General features: G+C 69.1%; 18 protein-coding genes. 12 read left to right on the top strand and 6 right to left on the bottom strand.

Annotated features, from left to right (window positions below; genetic code table 11):
* Nucleotides 1-5 precede the first annotated feature (5 nt).
* Nucleotides 6-269 (top strand): hypothetical protein, encoded by a 264-nt coding sequence (locus ACYVO6_RS09105; protein ID WP_461059095.1) that lies wholly within the window; start codon nt 6-8, stop codon nt 267-269.
* A gap of 362 nt (nt 270-631) precedes the next feature.
* Entirely contained in the window at nt 632-940 is a 309-nt protein-coding gene (locus ACYVO6_RS09100) for a hypothetical protein (RefSeq protein WP_461059093.1), read from the top strand.
* Between the two features lie 350 nt (nt 941-1,290).
* Here the strand turns inward: ACYVO6_RS09100 and ACYVO6_RS09095 are convergent, their stop codons facing one another.
* Nucleotides 1,291-2,397, bottom strand: a complete 1,107-nt coding sequence (locus ACYVO6_RS09095; protein ID WP_461059091.1) for a DUF1152 domain-containing protein — start codon at nt 2,395-2,397, stop codon at nt 1,291-1,293.
* 82 nt (nt 2,398-2,479) lie between these two features.
* Here ACYVO6_RS09095 and ACYVO6_RS09090 point away from each other — a divergent pair, with 82 nt between their 5' ends.
* Together ACYVO6_RS09090 and ACYVO6_RS09085 are read left to right on the top strand one after the other, a co-directional pair.
* Nucleotides 2,480-3,220, top strand: a complete 741-nt coding sequence (locus tag ACYVO6_RS09090) for a GntR family transcriptional regulator (RefSeq protein WP_461059089.1) — start codon at nt 2,480-2,482, stop codon at nt 3,218-3,220.
* Between the two features lie 279 nt (nt 3,221-3,499).
* Nucleotides 3,500-3,964, top strand: a complete 465-nt coding sequence (locus ACYVO6_RS09085; protein ID WP_461059087.1) for an ATP-binding protein — start codon at nt 3,500-3,502, stop codon at nt 3,962-3,964.
* 245 nt (nt 3,965-4,209) lie between these two features.
* Here the strand turns inward: ACYVO6_RS09085 and ACYVO6_RS09080 are convergent, their stop codons facing one another.
* The 3 genes from ACYVO6_RS09080 to ACYVO6_RS09070 form a co-directional block, all read right to left on the bottom strand.
* Nucleotides 4,210-4,632, bottom strand: coding sequence for a PIN domain-containing protein (locus ACYVO6_RS09080; protein ID WP_461059084.1), 423 nt, complete (start codon nt 4,630-4,632; stop codon nt 4,210-4,212).
* On the bottom strand, nt 4,629-4,844 hold the full coding sequence (locus tag ACYVO6_RS09075; protein ID WP_033320602.1) for a type II toxin-antitoxin system VapB family antitoxin: 216 nt from the start codon (nt 4,842-4,844) through the stop codon (nt 4,629-4,631). Before ACYVO6_RS09075 ends, ACYVO6_RS09080 begins: the two co-directional genes overlap by 4 nt.
* Before the next feature lie 228 nt (nt 4,845-5,072).
* Complete coding sequence (locus ACYVO6_RS09070; protein ID WP_461059082.1) at nt 5,073-7,871, bottom strand: type 1 periplasmic-binding domain-containing protein; 2,799 nt, start codon at nt 7,869-7,871, stop codon at nt 5,073-5,075.
* Between ACYVO6_RS09070 and ACYVO6_RS09065 the strand changes: the two genes are divergently transcribed.
* Nucleotides 7,851-8,054 carry a hypothetical protein gene (locus ACYVO6_RS09065; RefSeq protein ID WP_461059080.1) on the top strand — a complete coding sequence of 68 codons (204 nt, stop codon included), beginning with the start codon at nt 7,851-7,853 and terminating at the stop codon, nt 8,052-8,054. The two genes, ACYVO6_RS09070 and ACYVO6_RS09065, sit on opposite strands and share 21 nt — an antisense overlap.
* Before the next feature lie 251 nt (nt 8,055-8,305).
* On the opposite strand, the gene ACYVO6_RS09060 is transcribed toward ACYVO6_RS09065, so the two are convergent.
* Nucleotides 8,306-9,511 (bottom strand): L,D-transpeptidase, encoded by a 1,206-nt coding sequence (locus ACYVO6_RS09060; RefSeq protein ID WP_461059078.1) that lies wholly within the window; start codon nt 9,509-9,511, stop codon nt 8,306-8,308.
* Nucleotides 9,512-9,729: 218 nt separating this feature from the next.
* Between ACYVO6_RS09060 and ACYVO6_RS09055 the strand changes: the two genes are divergently transcribed.
* From ACYVO6_RS09055 to ACYVO6_RS09030, 6 genes are all read left to right on the top strand, one after another.
* Complete coding sequence (locus ACYVO6_RS09055) at nt 9,730-10,926, top strand: lipid II:glycine glycyltransferase FemX (protein ID WP_461059076.1); 1,197 nt, start codon at nt 9,730-9,732, stop codon at nt 10,924-10,926.
* Nucleotides 10,923-12,590, top strand: a complete 1,668-nt coding sequence (murJ, locus tag ACYVO6_RS09050) for a murein biosynthesis integral membrane protein MurJ (RefSeq protein WP_461059074.1) — start codon at nt 10,923-10,925, stop codon at nt 12,588-12,590. The genes ACYVO6_RS09055 and murJ overlap by 4 nt, the downstream gene beginning before the upstream one ends.
* A 23-nt stretch (nt 12,591-12,613) precedes the next feature.
* On the top strand, nt 12,614-13,297 hold the full coding sequence (locus ACYVO6_RS09045) for a response regulator (RefSeq protein WP_461059072.1): 684 nt from the start codon (nt 12,614-12,616) through the stop codon (nt 13,295-13,297).
* Nucleotides 13,294-14,844 (top strand): ATP-binding protein, encoded by a 1,551-nt coding sequence (locus ACYVO6_RS09040; RefSeq protein WP_461059070.1) that lies wholly within the window; start codon nt 13,294-13,296, stop codon nt 14,842-14,844. The genes ACYVO6_RS09045 and ACYVO6_RS09040 overlap by 4 nt, the downstream gene beginning before the upstream one ends.
* The gene (locus ACYVO6_RS09035) at nt 14,841-15,494 is read left to right on the top strand and encodes a hypothetical protein (protein WP_461059068.1); all 654 of its coding nucleotides are present in this window, start codon (nt 14,841-14,843) and stop codon (nt 15,492-15,494) included. Before ACYVO6_RS09040 ends, ACYVO6_RS09035 begins: the two co-directional genes overlap by 4 nt.
* A gap of 274 nt (nt 15,495-15,768) precedes the next feature.
* A complete protein-coding gene (locus ACYVO6_RS09030; protein ID WP_461059066.1) occupies nt 15,769-16,719 on the top strand; it encodes a hypothetical protein in 951 nt (316 codons plus the stop codon).
* Nucleotides 16,720-16,854: 135 nt separating this feature from the next.
* Here ACYVO6_RS09030 and ACYVO6_RS09025 read toward each other — a convergent pair whose 3' ends face one another.
* The gene (locus tag ACYVO6_RS09025) at nt 16,855-18,285 is read right to left on the bottom strand and encodes an APC family permease (RefSeq protein WP_461059064.1); all 1,431 of its coding nucleotides are present in this window, start codon (nt 18,283-18,285) and stop codon (nt 16,855-16,857) included.
* Between the two features lie 310 nt (nt 18,286-18,595).
* Here ACYVO6_RS09025 and ACYVO6_RS09020 point away from each other — a divergent pair, with 310 nt between their 5' ends.
* On the top strand, nt 18,596-18,826 hold the full coding sequence (locus ACYVO6_RS09020; RefSeq protein WP_461059062.1) for a hypothetical protein: 231 nt from the start codon (nt 18,596-18,598) through the stop codon (nt 18,824-18,826).
* Nucleotides 18,827-18,854: the final 28 nt, after the last annotated feature.

The following is an 18,854-nucleotide window of genomic DNA, read 5'->3' as shown; positions in this document are numbered from 1 at the left end:
AGGTCGTGGCAGGGGCTTCAGTCGCCGAGGAGAGGACTCACCATGCTCGATCTCAGACGTACTCCGGTGCCACGTACGAGGAACTCGTGGGCATGCAGGACGAGGGCAGCGTCACCAAGTACTTCCGCAGCACGTCCGCGGACAGCTGGAGCTACATCGCCAGTGACGCCTTCCCCCGTGGGCCGCACGGCTGCGGAGGTGTCCCACAGATTCCCGAGGCCCTGGCCGCGGCCTGGGGGAACTGCTCAGTCATGGGGCCGAAATCGTGAACGGCCGCGGCCCCGTCCGGCCTTCCGGCCTGGCTCGGCACGCTCGTCGTGTCTTCTCTTCGCCGCTCTGTCCCTGTTCTCGCCGTTCTCGCCACCTGAACCCCCGAATCCCTGAGCGCCGTGGGATCGGTCACCGATCCGGCCTCTCCAGGCCCAGCCGCTTGCCGCCCGTAGGCCGACGGTGGCGGTGACCTGCCGCTGACCGGCACGCCACGGCGGGACTTCCCGCTGTCACCACGCAGGTGAGAGGCGTTCAGGGCTGCCGGGATCCGGCATGGTGGCCGCCGCTGTGTGGCTCTATCGTTCACGGCGTCGCGCGGTGGCCGCGCTGTGCGACCGGACGAAAGAGAGGGAGCGGGCTCGTGCACGGCAACCCGCTGTATCACTGGATCGCACTGGGGGTCGTCAGTGTGCTCCTGCTGCCGCTGTCGACAGCGATGCTGCGCGGTTGGGTTCCGCCGTGGATGCGCGAGCGCACCGGCGGATTGCGACTGCGCGCCTTCGGACTGCTGTGCCTGTACGCGGGCACGCTGGCCAACGGCGTACCCCGGCTCTCGAATGCCTCGTACGACACGGTCATGGTTGGCATCGCTGTCGGTATCGGATGCTCCGTGCTCGCGGGCCTCTTGTTCATCCTGGCCGGGAGAAGGGACGCCCGAGCCCTGAGATGAGCACAAGGGCAGAGGAGCCCACCAGCCCGCCAGCTGCGGTTCCGCCGGGTCGGCACCGGCACTCACAGCACGGTCAGGACGATCTGCACCGACGGTGACGGCAACATGAGGACTACTGCCACCGCCACCACCGACTGCTACTGGCGGCCATGGGCCGCCCGTACGCAGGCCGGACCGTGACCGTGCACGTGGCGGAATCGACCCTCACCGTCCACCTGGACGGGCAGGTCCGCGTCATCCAGCGCACCACCGACATCCCCGTCCGTCACGTAAAGGCGAACAAGCCCACAAGGTTTCCGATGTTGTCTAGGCCCACCGTCAAGCATGAACTGGGACCAGAACGTCAAACATCACCTGGGACTGGACACTTCGGCTGGGATGTGCCAGAGCGGCGGCGTGTACTGCTGCGGGCGGCTGCTGATGAGCAGTTGGCGCAGGTCCTCGCGCAGGGAGCCGTTGAGGTTCAACGCCTCGGTGATGCGGCGGAACGTCGTGTGGGTGACTCCGCGGCTTCGGGCCTCGGCCTCGAACTGGTCGAGTTGGGACAGCAGGGCCTCGGGGTCGAGCTTCACCGGTGGCTGTTCCTTGAGCCATGCGGCCTTGTTGCGTTCGTAGTCGATCTCCGAGTAGCCGCAGACTTCGCGGCTGTGCGCCTCCACCTCGTCCAGGGTGGTGGTTGCCATGATGGCGCGGGCCAGTTGGTTGCGGCTCGACGCGTCGTCCAGGTCGACCTCATGGACCGTCGGGCCATCGTCGGTGAGGGGAACGGGGAGTCCGGCGTCTCGCATTTCGCAGGTGCCGCGTACACCTCGGGCTGTTGCCGCGAGCATCCCGGTGGCCTCGGATGGGTGCCACTCCAGGACCGAGCTGATCGGCTCCACGTCCTTCGCCGTGAAGGTGTGGACGAGGGAGCCGAGCGTGCCGCGTAGGTCATCGAGCGAGAGTTCGCCGTCCAGACCAGGGCCCGCCACCAGGAGCCGGATAGGTGCGTTCACCTGGCAGCAGGCAGCGAGCGTGACGGCATCGGCAAGCGGGCTCTTCAGCGTCGGCTCATTGCCCTGCGCGAGGATGTCGCCTCCCACGTCCAGGAGGTCGATCGACGCCGGTGACAAGTGGCTGACGAGTTCTTCGAGTTGGCGGGTGATGCCCTCGGCGCCGTGGTGCGGATCGATCAGCGCGAACGTGTACGGGAGCTCTGCCGCAAGGCGGGGCAGGGTGGAGCCTGCCGGAGCGATCGGGCGGGCTTCTGCCGGCACTGCCCACACGGCCGGAGTCATCGGTTCGAGGCCGGTGAAGTTGTCAGTTCCGCGGGGGCCCGGTACCGGGTCGATCAAGAGGCGGTCCCACGCGTACGTGAGGATCACCGCCTGGTCCTCGTCGCCGTAGAGGGCAGCGTGAAGCATTGCGGCGGCGACTGCGTCGCCCCCTCCTCCTGCTGCGACGATCAACCGCTTCATGCGGTTCAGCCTACGGGGTCGAGGGTTGACCACTCACCCTATAGTGGCTAGAGGCCATAGCCACTTTGGGCGAGGAGGGCAGATGCCGCAGATCGAGGAGGCTCAGCCGAAGTATCTCCAGATCGCGAACTACATCCGCGATCAGATCCTTCGGGGAGACCTGCGGCCGGGGGACGAGGTGCCCTCAGAGCGGCAGTTGGCGGCGGACTGGAATGTCTCCCGGCCCACTGCCGCACGGTCGTTGGAGGCGCTGAGCCATCAGGGGCTCGTCGAGAAGCGTCAGGGATCGGGCACGTACGTGCGCAGCCTGGAGGTCAACCGGCGGGCTCGTGAGCTGTACGGGCGGGCCCGGCAGACCGGGAAGATCTACACGCCCGGTGAGTACGCGGTGATCACCTCGGCCGGTTGGATGGAGGCTCCGGACCACGTCGCTGAGGCCTTGGGCCTGGTCAAGGACCGCCGGGCTGTGCATCGGCGGCGGGTGACCAACAACCAGGACGGTCCGATCAATCTGTCTACCTCGTGGTTCGCTCCGGACGTCGGCCGGCGTGCGCCCAAGCTCGTGGATCCCGAGCGGATCCAGGAGGGGACCCTCATGTACGTCGAGAAGATGACGGGACGTCAGGGCAGTTACGCGGAAGACCGCATGTGCGCTCGCAGCGCGACGGACGAGGAGGCGGCGGATCTCCAACTGGAGCCAAGATCCTCGGTCCTGATCGTTCATCACGTCGTCTTCGACCTCCAGGACCGACCGTTGGAGTTCGCCGAAGCCACCTATCCCCCGCATCGCTGGGCGTTCGAACAGGGTTACCCGCTCACCTGATGGTCCGGCAGTTGCGCCGAACCGCTTGCGTGGCCCGAGTGGCTAACGCCACTATCCACGAAGTGGCTAAGTCCACTTGGATTCGGAAGGGGGCACGGAGTGACGAGTCAGCGGCCGAACCAGGGCGCGCGTGCAACATGCCGGGGATGCCGGGGGCGCGGTTGGAAGCGGGTCGGCTCCTGTACGGCGCCGGCGCTCTCCACGGCCAACGACCGCGTCCGTGCCACATCGAAACGGCGCTGCCTCGACTGCGACGGCAGCGGCAAGGAGTGAGTGCGGATGGCCTATACGATCGACCGCTTTCCCTCCGAGGGCTCACCACGACTCGGTGCCATGACCTTGCACCCCGTCGCGGAGTCTGTGCCTCGGGCCCGGCGCTGGTTCCGGAAGTTCATCGCCCCGTACAACCCGGCCTGCTCCATCGACGACTGCGCGTTGATGATCTCGGAGCTGGTCACCAACGCCATTCTCTACGGACGGTCGGATGAGATCTGGCTTGTGCGAGTCGAGTGGTACCGCGAGGAGACCTCGCTCCGGATCGAGGTGCACAATCCGGGGTTCCCGGCCAATGTGCGGATGCGGTGCCCGGAGGCCAACGAGGCGCACGGGCGTGGGCTGCTCCTCGTCGACACCATCGCCGAGTCGTGGCACTCCGGGCCCAGCCGCTTCGGCGGGACGGTGGTCTCCTTCGTGGTGGCCGACGCCTGGCCCACGAACGAGGGCTTCGGTCCGATTCTGTTCTGACGTCGAAGACACCTACTGGCTTGGCTGAGGCGGAGACATCTGGGTGGCTCCCTGTGGCGGCCTCGCCTCAGGTGCGCGGCTATGGCGAGCGGAGTGTGTGCACGAACGGACTCTGTGCTTGGCTCGGCTGGTACGGATGCCCAGCTCCGGGGCCTTCGCGAGTGCACAGACGCTCCGGCCCAGTGCACGGCGGCTGCGGGATCGGCTGTTGCGCTTTCCCGGAGCGGCCGGCGCTCGGCCCCGGCTCACTTGCCGGCTTCGGGCCCGTACCACTGGAGTGCCTGGCCGGTGACGGCGGCGATGCACTCGAAGTCCCGGTCGCGGTGCAGGAGGGTGAGCCCCTGCAGTTCGGCTGTGGCGGCCACCACGAGGTCGACGGCCCCGGCGCTGCGGTGCTGTCCGCGCTGGGTGAGGACCTCCTGGACCTGCCAGGCCCGGTCGTAGGCGCGGTCGTCGACCGGCACCCAGCCGAAGAGCAGGCGCAGGTCCTCGATGCCTTGGGTGCGGTCGGCGGCGGAGCGCGCGCTGTAGAAGAACTCCAGCTCGGTGACGGGGCAGGTGGCGATCAGCCCGGCTGCTGCTGCCTGGTCCCATCCGTACTGCTCGGCGTCGCCGCGCATGAGGCGGGCGAGTGCGCTGGTGTCGATCAGGTATTGCGCGGCGTTCACCGGCGGTAGTTCCCCTTGTCCTCGAAGAGGTCCAGGTCGAAGGCGCCCTCCTCCGCCGCGGCGCGCAGGCGGGTGAGCGCCAGCGCTCGGCGGCGGTTCTCCAGCACTTCGCGCAGGGCGGTGTTGACGGTCTCTTTCTTGGTGCTGGTGCCGAGGGCCTTGGCCACGTCGGCGACCAGCTGATCGTCGAGGTCGATCACGGTCCGGCTCATCGACTACACCTCCAGAGATATCATTGGTGCCATCGATTATATACACGTGTGCGAGGACTGCTGGCGTGAGAGGTGAGTCGACAGGACCGCTGTCGGCAGCACCGTGCCCCGACATTTCCGGCGGGACAGCCGCAGGCTGCGCTCTGCCCTTCTCGTCGGTCAGTAGCTTTGCGTACAGCTGTCGCAGGTGGCCCCTCGGGCATCGGGTGGGGCTGGATCAGCTCGCCATCACTTCCCTGGCGCAAAATTGACCTTGTCGCATTCGAGGTCGCCGTTGCCCCCCGCCGGGCGTTGGCACAGCAGCCTCGCCTTTTCCGCGTGCGGGATCTCCATCAGCCGGATGCTGTGGCCGGTGCGGTTCTTGAAGGGGCGAGCGGTGGTGAAGTCGATGTCGCCGGTGGCCATCCCGCTGAGTTCTACCCTCCAGAGGTTTGCCGCGGTGGCGGCCCTGGTGTGGGGCTTCTCTTTGGAGGAATGGGAGAACTTCGTGTCGCTCGCCGCCCAATAGAGCGCCCGCGTGGCGTCGTGCGAGAGCGGGGTCTGGCCGCTGGCGAAGGTGTCAGGCGTGGCGTGGATGTCCAGGTAGGTGCTGGCGGCCTCGTAGAAATGCTGCGCCCGGCTCGCGGACTTGTCGAGAGCGGTCAGTCCGGCGGTGTACAGCGTGACTCTCGATGCCTTTCCGTGCCCGTTGCTCATGCCTTTGGCCTTGGCCAGGTCATCACCGGTGAGGATGGCCATGTCGCGATCCGCGCAGTTCGGCTCGCCGGGGAGCAACGCCATCAAGCGTGTCAAGTCCTCGACCCTGCCGGCGAAGTAGATCACCGACGGGCCGTCTGGGGCGCAGATCTTGTCGACGGCCACCTGCATTTCCGGCTCGTCATGCTCCGTCAGGCCGTACTTCAGCAATCCCTTGTTTCCCGTCAACTTGAATCCCTTGTCCAGCAGCATCCTCCCCCCGAACTTCGCCTGTTCTTCGGTGTACCGGTCGTCGGTGTCGCGGGCGAGCACCACAGCGCGTTCCTCGGTGTCACGCAGCTGGTCGGCGATCAGGCCGAGCTGTTCGGCCTGCCATTCGTCAGGGGCAGCGAGGCTGAACCAGTTCATGTACCGCTGCGGCAGATACGTCGCCGAGTTGGTGCCCGAGACCACGGGAAGCCCCGCGTCCCGCAGTGTCGCGGCCACCTCATCGCTGGTGTCGAGGTCGCGTCCGAGACCGACGACCCCCACGACAGTCGGGTCTGCGTCGGCATACGCGGCGATGTGCTTGGCCATGGTCGGCTGTTGTTGCATGTCCACACCGCCGTTGGCGGCCAGTACGCGGAGTTTCACCGGGGAAGATCCCTCGTTGATGATTCTCTGGGCGATATGGACGCCCCGCAGTTCATCAACGCCCTTGACCGGAGACGTCCCCTTGCTCCCCAGGCTCAGCGGTCCCGCGTACACGATGGTGACGTGGCGGTCCGGGTGGTCGTCCTCCACCTGGCTGTTCGCCGCCGCGATGTCGGCCTCCAGCTTCTTCAGGCCCAGTTTGTCCTTCTTCTTCGGCACGCCCTCGCTGAACTGGAAACCGTCCGTCGCGATGCCGATGCACTCGCTCTCACCCTTGGAGTTCTTCATCAGGGTGGTGTGCTTGTTGACGCTGAGCAGGCCCTTCGGGCAGTGGGTTCCGTAGCGCTCGTCGTACTGGGCAATGCCGGTGGTTCCCAGCAGTGCCACTACCGCCGTCAGCGAGTACGTGGACCACAGCACCCGGGCGACCGGGAATCGGGAGCGGGCTTTCACACACCGCCACTCGTGTTCCCGCAGCTCCGTCAGGTCACCTGCCGGCAGGGGGATTTTCAGTACCCAGGGCAGGGTCTGCTCATGGCTCGGTGACTGGCCGGATCGTAGGTTCCCCGCCCATTCGACGTACCAGCGGCTGAGCCGCCTGTGCAGCCGCTCCGAGCGTTCACGGTCCGAGCCGGGGTCACGGACGATGCTGTGTTCGAGCCGAGGGACGTCCGCGGCGGCGACACTGGCCACGACCAGCAGCGGGTCGATCTCACTGCGCCTGCTGCGAACGTCGCTGACCGCCTTGATGAGTTCGATGCCGCCGTTCTCGTCGCCGATCCGCCGCAGGAACAGCATCGGCGGGCGGGACCTCTTGAAGCCGCGCAGATCCCAGCTCCAGCGGCGGTGGTTGTCGCGCAGGTCTTCCAAGAGAGCCAGTACGTACAACTGGAGCGGGAACTCCCCGTTGCCCCGCAACTCCTCGGCCACGTCGAAGGCGCGGGCCGCGATCGCCCGCCAGGAACGGACCGGATGCAGAAGGCGCACATCGGTCGGCTGCCGGCGCATGCCCGTCCTGAGGAAGGTCGTCGTCAAGAACCAGCGGCTCTCCCTGCGCAGCCACAGCAGGAGCGGGGCGCGGCCGGGCACCTGGTTGAGCAGGGCCAGCAATACGACGACGAGGGCGATGCCGGCCGGGACGAAGACGTACGGCTCGGCATGGCCGAGGAGCGCGGTCAGCCCACCCAGCAGGCCGGTGAGAACGATCTGCTGCATGGCAGGGGCCAACAGCCGGGACCGTCCGCCGGAGGACCTCTTCGGGCGCCAGTGCTGTTTGGCCAGTAGCCGCAGCAACTGCTCCTGTGCCCCAGCCCTGGCCAGCGGGCCGGGACGTCGGTCTGCCGTGTCCGGCGGCTCATCGGCGGGCTCGGGCGACCAGTGCGCCCGCATCTCCTCAGCCTCCACCGCATCGTGGATGGCGCGCACCAGGCTCAGTCGGGGGAAGGGGTACCGGCGATAGCTCGCGGACCGGTCACCCCATCTCCGGGGATCGCCCAAGTGACGAACCATGTGGACGGCACGCTCCGTCGGGCTGTCACCGCCGCCCGAGCCCGCGGAGTCACTGTCGACCACCGCTTCGTCGAGGGCCACGGCGTAGCGCGTGCCATGGTGCCGCTGTCCCTCGCGCAGTTCGTCGACGAGATCCGCCACGCGGCCGTCCTCGGCACCGTCCTCGGCGTGGAGAACGACAACCGGCATCGGCGGATCCCCGGTCCGGAAACTCTGAATCAGCGTTTCCAGCTGCTGCTGGACGTCGATTCCGGCGAGGGTCGACATACCGTCGTGCTGACCCTCGCAGCTCGACGGGCGGTTCTGATCGCCTCTGGGCACGGCATCCCCCTGGTCGCTCGCCATCAGCACATCGCGATGTCAGGAAGCTAACGACGGCCGGTGTGGCGATTCGGGGCCTTGGCAGACGATGCCTCTGATGAGTGAATGCCCTCGCCTTCGGTTTGGGCCGTGATCCGCCCGAACCGTTCTGGCGGCCGCCAGAGGGGTGGCAGCAGAGCGATGGTCGAGAGCTGTGGATGAGCGTGTCACCGAGACTCGTCATGCCGGCGCTGCGGAATGCGGACCGGCCTGGCTACCTCGCTGCCGGCGCGCTGACCAGATGGAGATGCCCGGACCACTTCTCAGCGCAGCGCGCTCTTCTGCTGCCACTGGGTCCACGAGAGGTTCCACGCGCCGAAGCCGTTCCCGGGCGCGACCACGCCCTTGGTGTCCTTGCCGGTGATCTCGAACGGGTCGCCCGGCCGCACCTGCACGTAGAACCAGGCCGCGTCCGCGTCGCTCATTCCTATGCATCCGGAACTGTGGTTGGTGTTGCCGAAGTAGCGAGCGTTCCACGGGGCGGCGTGCGCGTACATGCCCGACCAGGTCAGCCGCATCGAGTGGTCGACCATCTTGTTGTAGGCGTCGCGCAGGCCCACCGTCTCGGAGTTCATGTTGATCGTGCCCTCCTTGGCCATGAGTACGGCGGTTCCGCGCCAGGAGCGCTTGTCACCGCCGGGCGTGCCGCCGGAGACCGGTATGCGCCGGACTGTCTCGCCGTCGCGTACGAGGGTGAGTTGATGGCTGTCGAGGTCGACCTTGACGATCTGCTGGGCGCCGATGGTGAAGGTGGTCGAGTAGTCGCGTACGAACCAGCCGCCGTCCGCGCCCGAGTCGGTGCCGTTCAACTCGGCGTTCAGGGTGACCTTGGTTCCGGGCTTGAAGTACGTCCTGGGCCGCCAGTCCACCCGGTCCCTGCCCGACCAGTCGCGTATCCAGCCCCAGGAGCCCTCGGTGCCGTTCGAGGTGGTGATCCTGAGCTGCTTCTCGACCTCGGCCCGGTTCCTGACGGGATGGTCGAAGACCAGGGAGATCGGCTGGGCGACGCCGACGGTGGTGCCGGTGCCCGGTCGCCAGTCGACCTTGTTGACCTTGTCCGCCGGAGCCGTGGTGAAGGCGGCCTTGGTGCTTTTGGCGGTTCCGCCCTCGGTCCGGGTCGTCGCCGTCACCGCGTACGCCGCGCCGGGTACGGCCTTGCGGACGGAGACCCATGACCGGCCGTCAGCGGCGACCTTGCCGGCGAGCTTGTGGTCCTCGGTGTCGGTGACGGTCACCGAGGTGAGCCTGCCGCCCGCGGCTGTGACCCGCACGGGCTCGCCCGCCGGGACCTGTTCTCCCGTGGGCGTGACGGTGACCGCGACAGGGCGGTCGTCGGCGCTCGGCTTCTCCTTGGTGTCCGGGGCGGCGCTGGGGGAGGCGCTCGACGAGCAGGCGGCGAGCGATGCCAGCAGGGCCGCTGCGATGGTGGCCCGGACGCGGGCATGGGCGAGTACACAGGTGCGCGACAACAGGACCTCCGGGAAGGACGAAAAACGGGGTGGGTGAGTCGGCGATGTCGTGACTGTAGAGCCGGAAAACCCGAGGTCAGCCGCTATGGAGCAATGTGACGGCGACTGGTGAGGAACGGTCATGGTCCGGTCACATTCGCCGCGCGGAGCGGTCATGGACCGCTGTGAGCCTCCTGTGTGTCCCCGCAACGGACCGGGGAGAAGGAGAGGCTCAGACTGTGTCAGCGCTGCTCGTGCCGCCCAGCCGCGTGTGCCAAGTACGGAACCAGGGCTTTGCCCTGCGCACCATCAGCGCGGAGACCTACCGCGCCTTCCTCGCGACCCCCGACGGCGCTGCCCTCGGCGCCGGTTTCCTGCAGTGCCCCTCCTGGGCCGACGTCAAGGAGGGCTGGCGTGCCCAACTGCTCGGCTGGGGGCCGGATCCGGAGGCGGGCGCGCTGACGGGTGTGGCCCTGGTGCTGCTGCGTCAGTTCCCCGGCACCCGCAAGTACTTCGCCTACCTTCCCGAAGGGCCCGTCGCCGACTGGACCGACCCCGACGTCGACGGCTGGCTCGGTCCGTTGCTGGAACACCTGCGCCGCGCGGGCGCGTTCGCCGTGCGCATCGGCCCGTCACCCGCCTACCGGCGCTGGGACGCCGCCCTGCTCAAGCCGCTCACCGGCCCGGGCCGGCGCCTGGGCGACGTCCTCGCCAGTGAGGTCGACCCGCTCGGCACCGCCGTCGCCGAGCGGCTGCGGGCCCGGGGCTGGCGCCGCTGCGGTGGTGACGGGACCGGAGAGGACGGGGACGCCCAGCCTCGGCACGTCTTCCATGTGCCGCTTGCCGGACGCACCACCGAGGACCTGTGGTCCGGGCTCAACCAGGAGTGGCGACGCAACGTGCGCCGAGCCCAGAAGGAGGGCGTGGAGGTGGTGGTGGGCAGTGCGGCGGAACTCCCCGACTTCTACCGCCTGTTGGGCATCACCGAGCGGCGCGACGGTTTCCGGCTCGGCCGCTCGCTCGCCTACTACGAGCGTCAGTACGCGGCGCTCAACGCCGAGGAACCGGGCCGGATGAAGCTGTACCTCGCCCGTCACCAAGGAGAGATCCTGGCCGCCCACACGATGATCACGGTGGGCCGCCGGGCCTGGTACCAGACCGGCGCCTCGGCCGACCACCGTCGCGAGGTCCGGCCCTCCAACGCCCTGCAGTGGCGGATGCTGCTGGACGCCCACGCCCTCGGCGCCGACGTCTACGACATGCGCGGGGTACCCTCCACTCTCGATCCTGAGGAACGTGCGTACGGACTGCTGCGGTGGAAGCTCGGCACCGGAGGACAGGTCGTCGAGACGTTGGGGGAGTGGGAGAGACCATTGGGCGGCAGCGCCAACCACGCGCTTCACCGCGCCTTCCAGGCGTACCTGAACCGCCGATGAAGCAGACGACGCCGACCACGTCGACAACAACGATCGGCACGGACAGGGCGGAAGCGACGAAGGCGGCCTCCGCAGCGCGCGGCAGTGCCGTCATGGCCGCCGGATCCGTCGTCGCCCGGGCCACCGGTTTCGCCCGGTCCGCCGTGGTCGCGGCAGCGCTGGGCACCATCGGGCCGGTCGCCGACGGCTACGCGGTCGGCAACGCCCTGCCCACCATCGTCTACATGCTGCTCCTCGGCGGCGCGCTGAACGCCGTCTTCGTGCCCGAGCTGGTCAAGGCCGCCAAGGAGCACGACGACGGGGGTGCCGCGTACACCGACCGGCTCGTCACCGTCTGCGTCGTCGCCCTGCTGGCGATCACCGCGACCGCGGTATGGGCGGCTCCCGCGATCGTCGACGCGTACACCGACTACACCGGCCCGCAGGCGGCCATGACCACCGCGTTCGCCCGCTACTGCCTGCCTCAGATCTTCTTCCTCGGACTGTTCACGCTGCTCGGACAGGTACTCAACGCACGGGGCCGGTTCGGCGCGATGATGTGGGCGCCGGTCCTGAACAACGTCGTCGTCATGACCGTGTTCGGCCTGTACCTGGCCCTGGCCATGGGCGGCGGGGACACACGCACCGCGGGGAACACGCTCACCGCGACCGAGACCGCCGTCCTCGGCTGGGGCACGACCGCCGGTATCGCCGTCCAGGCATTCGCCCTCGTCCCCGCGCTGCGCGCGGCCCGCTTCCGCTGGCGGCCCCGCTTCGACTGGCGCGGCAGCGGACTGACCCGCCCCCTGCGATCGGCCGGCTGGCTGGTGCTGCTGGTCCTGGCCAACCAGGCCGCCTACTGGGTCACCACCCGGCTGGCCACGACCGCGGGCCTCGGCGGCGGCCCCGGATACGGCGCGTACAACAACGCCTATGCCCTGTGGGTCGTACCGCACGGCATCATCACGGTCTCCGTGGTGACCGCGCTGATGCCCCGGATGAGCGCGGCCGCCGCCGACGGGGACACCGCCGCCGTACGGCGCGACGTCTCCCACGCCCTGCGCGTCTGCGCCTCGGCCGTCGTACCCGCCGCCTGCGCGCTGTTCGCCCTCGCCCAGCCCGTGATGGCCCTCGTCTTCGGGTACGGCAGGACCAGCGCCGACGACACGGCCGCCATGGCCGGGATCCTGATGGCCTTCGCGCCGGGACTCGTCGCCCTGTCGGGCCAGTACGTCCTGTCCCGCGCCTTCTACGCGCTCTCCGACACCCGTACGCCGTTCCTGCTCAACCTCGTGATCGTCGCCCTCAACGCGGGACTGTCCCTGGCCGCCGCACACCTGCTGCCGGCTCGCTGGGCCGTGACGGGCATGGCGGCGGCGTACTCACTGGCGCTGTGCGTCGGTTGGGCGGTGACCGGTCTGGTGCTGAGCCGCCGGCTCGCCGTCGCACGCCCTCTGCGCTCGTCCGCCGTCGGCGCCCACGCGCGGCTGGTGCTCGCCGCCGTCCCCGCCACCGCGCTGGGCCACCTCGCAGCCCAGGGCGCGGTACGGGCGGGAGCCCTGGTCGCCGCAACTGCCGGCGCAGCCGTCGTCGTCCTCACCTTCGCCCTGCTCGCCCGTCCGCTGCGACTCGCCGAACTCGACGCGCTGCTCTCCGGCATACGCCGCAGACGGACCCGGACCTGACCATCACCGAGGGAGAACTGCCCATGCCCCGCGTGCTCCTCATCGAGGACGACCCTTCCGTACGCGAGGGGGTCGAACTCGGTCTGCGCCGCCGCGGCCACGAGGTACGGGCGGCCGCGACCGGCGAGGCCGGCCTCGCCGCGCTGGCCGAATTCCGCCCCGATCTGCTGCTGTTGGACCTGATGCTGCCCGGGATGAACGGCGTACAGGTCTGTCGGCGGGTCCGCGAGCACAGCCAGCTGCCGATCATCATGCTCACCGCGCGCGGCGACGACTTCGACGTGGTCATCGGCCTGGAAGCCGGTGCCGACGACTACATCGTCAAGCCTGCCCGCACCGAGGTGATCGAGGCCCGGATCCGTGCCGTACTGCGCCGCCTGGACGACAGCGGCCCGGGCCGCCCGGCCATCGAGGTCTACGGCGAACTCACCATCGACCGGGCCGGACTGACCGTCACCAAAGCCGGCCGGCCGCTCGCGCTCGCTCCCTCGGAGCTCAAGCTCCTGCTGCACCTCTCCGCCGCCCCTGAGCAGGTGTTCAGCAGGCAGCAACTGCTGGAGCACGTCTGGGAGCACAGCTTCCACGCCGACGCCCGACTGGTCGACGCATGCGTCGCACGTCTGCGCGGCAAGATCGAGGACGAGGCCGGCAGCCCCCGCTACGTCCAGACACTGCGGGGCTTCGGCTACCGCTTCGGGCCGCTGTGATCACCGGCCCTCGTCTCGGTCGGCTGCGCCGCGGCAAGGACGAAGGACAAGGACGCAAGGACGAAGGACAGGGCGGTACGGCCACCCACGAGCGGTCGCGGGTCAGGGCGTTCGGGCTGCGTACGCGGCTGTTGCTCGCCTTCCTGCTGGTCGCCGCCGTCAGCGCCGGCACGACGGCCGCGCTGACCTACCGTGAGGCCCGCAACGCGCTGCTGGAGACCGCCCAGGACACGGCGGTCACGTCGTTCCGTGACCACGTCCAGCAGACTGGCTTCTCCCTGCCCGTGCAGGGGGAGGGCATCGAGGAAGTCCTGCGTGACATCGCCCGCAAGGGCAAGCCGCACCCCTGGGTGGTGTTCGCCGAGTACGGTTCGCTCCGCGCCTCCTCGGGCGAGAACCCCGTCTCCACCGTCATCACACCCGAACTGCGCCGCGCCGCGCGGGCCAACCCCCACGGCAGCTTCGAGCGGGTCGTCAAGGACGGCGTTCCCTACCTGACCATCGCCATGCCCACCGTCTTCAAGACAGGCCCGGACAGCGTGCTGCCCAGCGGACTCGTCTTCTACGCCGTCATGCGGATGACCGACGAGCAGGTCAACGTCGACGCCCTCCTCACGGCCGCCCGGGACGGTGCCCTGCCCGGCCTCGCCGTCGCGCTGATACCCGGCCTGATCGCCGCGCGCAGCGTGCTGCGCCCGGTGCGGGAACTGCGCCGGGCGGCCCGGAGCATGGGCAGTGGCAGACTCGACACCCGGATTCCGGTGCGCGGCAGCGACGAACTGGCGGACCTGGCGCGCACCTTCAACGAGTCGGCGGGCCAACTGGAGCGGTCCGTACGTGAACTGCGCGAGGCCGAGGAACGTGCCCGCCGCTTCGCCTCCGACGTCTCGCACGAACTGCGCACCCCCCTCGCCGGAATGCTCGCCGTCACCGAGGTCCTCGACGAGGACGCGGACGGCCTGGACGCCGACACCGCCCGGGCGGTCCGGCTGGTCAGCGCGGAGACCGGAAAGCTCGCCGTGCTCGTCGAGGACCTGATGGAGATCTCCCGCTTCGACGCCCGCGCGGCCGAGCTCAACGCCGACGAGGTCGACGTAGCCGAGGCCATCCGCAACACCCTCCACAACCGGCACTGGACCGACGACCGGTTCCGCACCGAACTCCCCAGCGGCATCCGGGCCCGGCTCGACCCGCGCCGCTTCGACGTCGTGATCGCCAACCTCGTCGGCAACGCCCTGCGGCACGGCGGCGCGCCCGTCACGGTACGCCTGCGCACCGAGGCACGTTCCCCGGGCACGCCCGTGCTGATCACCGAGGTCGTGGACAGCGGACCCGGCATCCGCCCCGCATCGCTCCCGCACATCTTCGACCGCTTCTACAAGGCCGACGCGGCCCGCACCCGCTCGGCGGGCAGCGGCCTGGGACTGGCGATCACCCTGGAGAACGTGAAGCTGCACGGCGGAACGATCCGCGCGGGGAACCTGCCCGGGGGCGGTGCCCTCTTCACCGTCGAGATACCACTTCACACGGAGGAGGCCGGCGGATGAGACGTGCGCGGACGCGCCGACATGCGGCGGCCGTCGCCGTCGCGGCGACCGTACCGCTGCTCGGTGGCTGCGGTATCCAGGAGACCGACGTCATCGAGGCGGGCGGTCCCGCCAGCATCCAGGCCTTCTTCGACCGCGACGGCGAAATGCTGCTCTTCTTCCATTCTCCCGACGGAGGACTGAGCCCCGTGATCCGGACGACCGGGCCCTCGACCAGGTTCGGCGACGGATACGTCGAGGCGGGCCCCGGAGACGAGAACCCCGGTGACACGGCGGGACCGGTACCGACGGAGAAGGTCGTCTCGGCGTTGCTCGCCGGCCCACGCAAGGAAGACCGAGCCGCCGGCCTGGGCACCTCCCTTCCCGCCGCCCGCCCCGGCGGGACCGTCGAGGTCAAGCTGTCCTCAGGCGGCAAGGTCACGACCCGCCTGCCCCTTGCCCTGGAAGGACTGAACAGCACTGCTCTACGTCAGCTGACCTGCACGATCGCCTACAGCCAGGACGCCGACGGCCAGGTCGTCGTGGAGCTGACGGGCCAGGACGGGGCATCGAGGTCCGGCACCTGTGGACTCGCCCCCGGCAACACCGGGAACGTACCCACGGAGACCGAGCCCCGGGCACGGCCCACGCCGCCCGGCACGACCGGCTGAGAACGCGTCACACGACGGCGTCGGACCCGAGCTGCGGAGTCAGGAGCCCGACGGTCTGCTCTTCGCCGGCGAGTAGGGCGCCCCACTCCGGCGCAGCACCTTCGGGCGGAAGTGGCGGAAGGCGCGAGAGATCGTCGGCATGGCCTCGACTTGAGCCGCTCGGCGGCACCCGGATTGCCACAATATTCCCGGTATGCCGCCGCAGGAAATATCAGATCAACATGCGTGCAGCTCAACCCATCACTGTCAGGGGAAAGTTCGCTACTCTCCGGGCATGGCTCTCCTCGGTCGCCGGCGAACCGCTCCCAGACTCGTCCCAGAACTCGATGACACCGCCCTCGGCAAGGTGCGCAAGCGTCTGGTGGAAAGCAGGGCTGCCGCGGGCCACAGTCTCGTGGTGGCCATGATCGAGCAGTTGTTGCGCGACAGCGGCCGGGACTGGGACCGCAGGGCTCACAGGATGAGCGTCCTCGCGGAGTCGACGTCCCCGGTGTTTCAGCACTCCTGGGCCGAGGAGCGGGCCCAGGACGCGGATGCTCAACTGCTGTACGCCTGGGGTGTCATGCTGCGCGCGCGGTACGAGGAACAGCCGGACGCGCAGGAGACGCACGAGGCGCTCGACGCCTGCGCACGGGCCGCAGAGCTGCGGCCCGAAGACCCCAACCCCTGGGTGGTGCGCCTCGGTCTGCTGAGGCTGTGGCGACGGCCGAGCACGGAGGTCTTCCCGCTCTGGGCCGAGATCGTCAGACGCGACCGGTGGCACCGCGAGGCTCATCTCCAGATGCTCGGTTACTTGTCCCCCTGGGAGTGCGGTTCGCACTCACAGACGATCGAGTTCCTCGACCGGGTGCGTGCGGCGGCCGCCCCCACCGCGCCGACGGCGGGGCTCGAGATCGTGGCCCTGACCGACCGCTATCACGGCACGCTCGACCGGGGAGGGATCGAGGCCATCACCGCGATCCATCTGTGGAGCCGCCCGGACGCCGAGGCGGCGCTGGACCGCGCTCTGGCCGACTGGCCCCGCCCGGGTTACCTGGCCCACGCAGCGGCTGTGGCCGATCTCAACCTGCTGGCGTACGCGCTCGTCCGCGCGCAGCGGGTCGCGCAGGCCGGCGAGGTGTTCCGGGTGATCGGCGGTCGGGTCACGATGTACCCCTGGGCTCTCGGAGAGAGCGGTGATCCTCTGGAATTCTTCGGCAACTGGCAGCAGCGCGCGGGAACCTGACGATCGGCGAACCCACGCCAGGCCGCTACACCTGAGGGGCGGAGACACCGGACGGCGACGAAGAGTGGCCGGGAGCACCCGTACTCGAGTGCTCCCGGCCATGGCTTCCTCGGAGTTCACCTCCGAGGGGAGCCCTTACTGCCTCCGGGACGCACCGGACAGCCGGGGCATCGCGGTGCCTGCCAGCAAGGCCCCGGGCACGGCCAGGGCCAGCCACATGGCGGTGGTCGTGTCGCCGCCGATGAGGGTGGTGAAGTTGGCGATGATCAGCCAGATGGCTCCGGCGATACCGGCGGCGCCCAGAGCGGGGGCGATCACAGTGTTCCACTTCCGGGTGTCGCCGACCTGGCGGAAGTACACGATGACCGAGACCGAGGTCAGGAAGTACAGCAGCATGATCGCCAGCACCGCGAGACCGCTGAGCCAGGAGAAGAGGGTGAGGACGGGGTCTTTGCCGGCCAGCGCGAAGGGGAAGACCAGCAGCGCGGCGATCGCGGTCTGCGCGAGGCCCGCGAGCCACGGCGACTGCCTGCCGTTGAGCCTGGTCAGCCGGTGGGACAGCAGCCCTTCCCGTCCAAGGGAGAACAGGTAGCGGTTGGCGGAGTTGTGGAAGGCCAGGATGCTGGCGAAGAGCGAGGTGGCCAGCAGGATCGGCAGTGCGTCACCTGCCCACGCGCCGAGTTCGTCGGACATGGGGCCGGCGACGAAGGCCGCCCCGTCCCCGCCTTCCAGAGCCTCGCCGGCAGCGGCGGCACTGGCCGACGGTCCGTGCGCCGAGACCAGCATCCAGGAGGTGAAGGCGAAGAACGCGGTGACGAGAACGACCGCGAGATACGTGGCCCGGGGGACCGTCTTGTGCGCGTCGCGCGCCTCCTCGCCGTAGATCGCCGTCGCCTCGAAACCGAACATCGACGCCACCGCGAACATCAGCGCCACCCCGGGCGCGCCATCGAACGCCGCCGAGAGGGAGAAGGAGGAGCCGGGGGCCAGCCCTTCGGGGCCGCCGCCCGTCAGGAACGTCACCACGGCGAAGACCAGCAGCAGACTGATCTCGGCCAGGACGAACACCGCGAGCACCTTGGCGCCCAGGTCGACCCCGGCCGCACCGAACGCCTGCACGATCACCATCGTGCCGAGGGCGATCAGCCACCAGGGCACGTCCAACTCCAGGTACTGGATCGCCAGGCCGTTCATCACGGCTCCGAACAGCCCGTACACCGCGGCCTGGATGGCGTGGTAGGCAAGCAGCGCGACGCCCGCACTGCCGGCGCCGGCCGTGCTGCCGAGACCCTTGCCGACATACGCGTAGAAGGCACCCGCGTCGACCACGTGGCGGCCCATCGCGACGTAGCCGACCGAGAACAGCAGGATGACCACTCCGGCCACCACGTACATGGCCGGTACACCAGGACCGTTGCCGATGGCTATGGCGACCGGCGCCGCCCCGGCGATACCGGTGAGCGGTGCCTGCGCGGAGAGAACGAAGAAAAGGATCCCCAGAACGCCGAGCGCGTTCTGCTTGAGGGAGCCGCCGGCCGCGTAGCCGTCGCCGGCCGCGTGTCGCATTCTGGACGCACTTGTAGGCATGCCTCACCTGTCGGGCGGAAGAGAAGAATGTTGTTTCGGCTCAAACGAGCTGCCCCATAGTTGCCTCAACTTGCCTGCCTGGCAAGGGATCGACGCGGGTAGAATTACAGATTGGTCGAGTTCCCGTGACTGCCAGTGTCCGCTCGGCTCCCGCCCTGGGCCGATCAGGCATCCGCCATCGCCTCAAAGCCCCTACGGTGCTTGGTCGGTGAAGGGCCGTTCGAGCGTGCCGATTGCCTCGATACGGGTTCATGAGGACCTCGCCGGGAGTCAGGTGGCGGGGCGGGTTGTGACCCGAACCAGTGGCCGGTATGGCTCAAGCGGGCGGATGCGCAACTGGCGGCGGGCCCAGACGGCTCCGCCTGTCCCGCAGAACGGCGACGGCACGCTCGTCCTCACCAAGGGCAACCCCACGCACCACAAGGAGAAGCCCAAGGGCAGCCAGCTGCGCCCTTATGGTGCGGATGTGGTGCGCGCCCCGCCTGTCGGTCTGGACAACAAACAAGGCCCAGGTCTCTGACCTGGGCCTTCGTGCTGGAGCGGGTGAC

Source organism: Streptomyces pseudoechinosporeus (assembly GCF_054783935.1).
The sequence above is the reverse complement of the archived record's forward strand: the minus strand, read 5'-3'. Positions and strand labels throughout refer to the sequence as shown.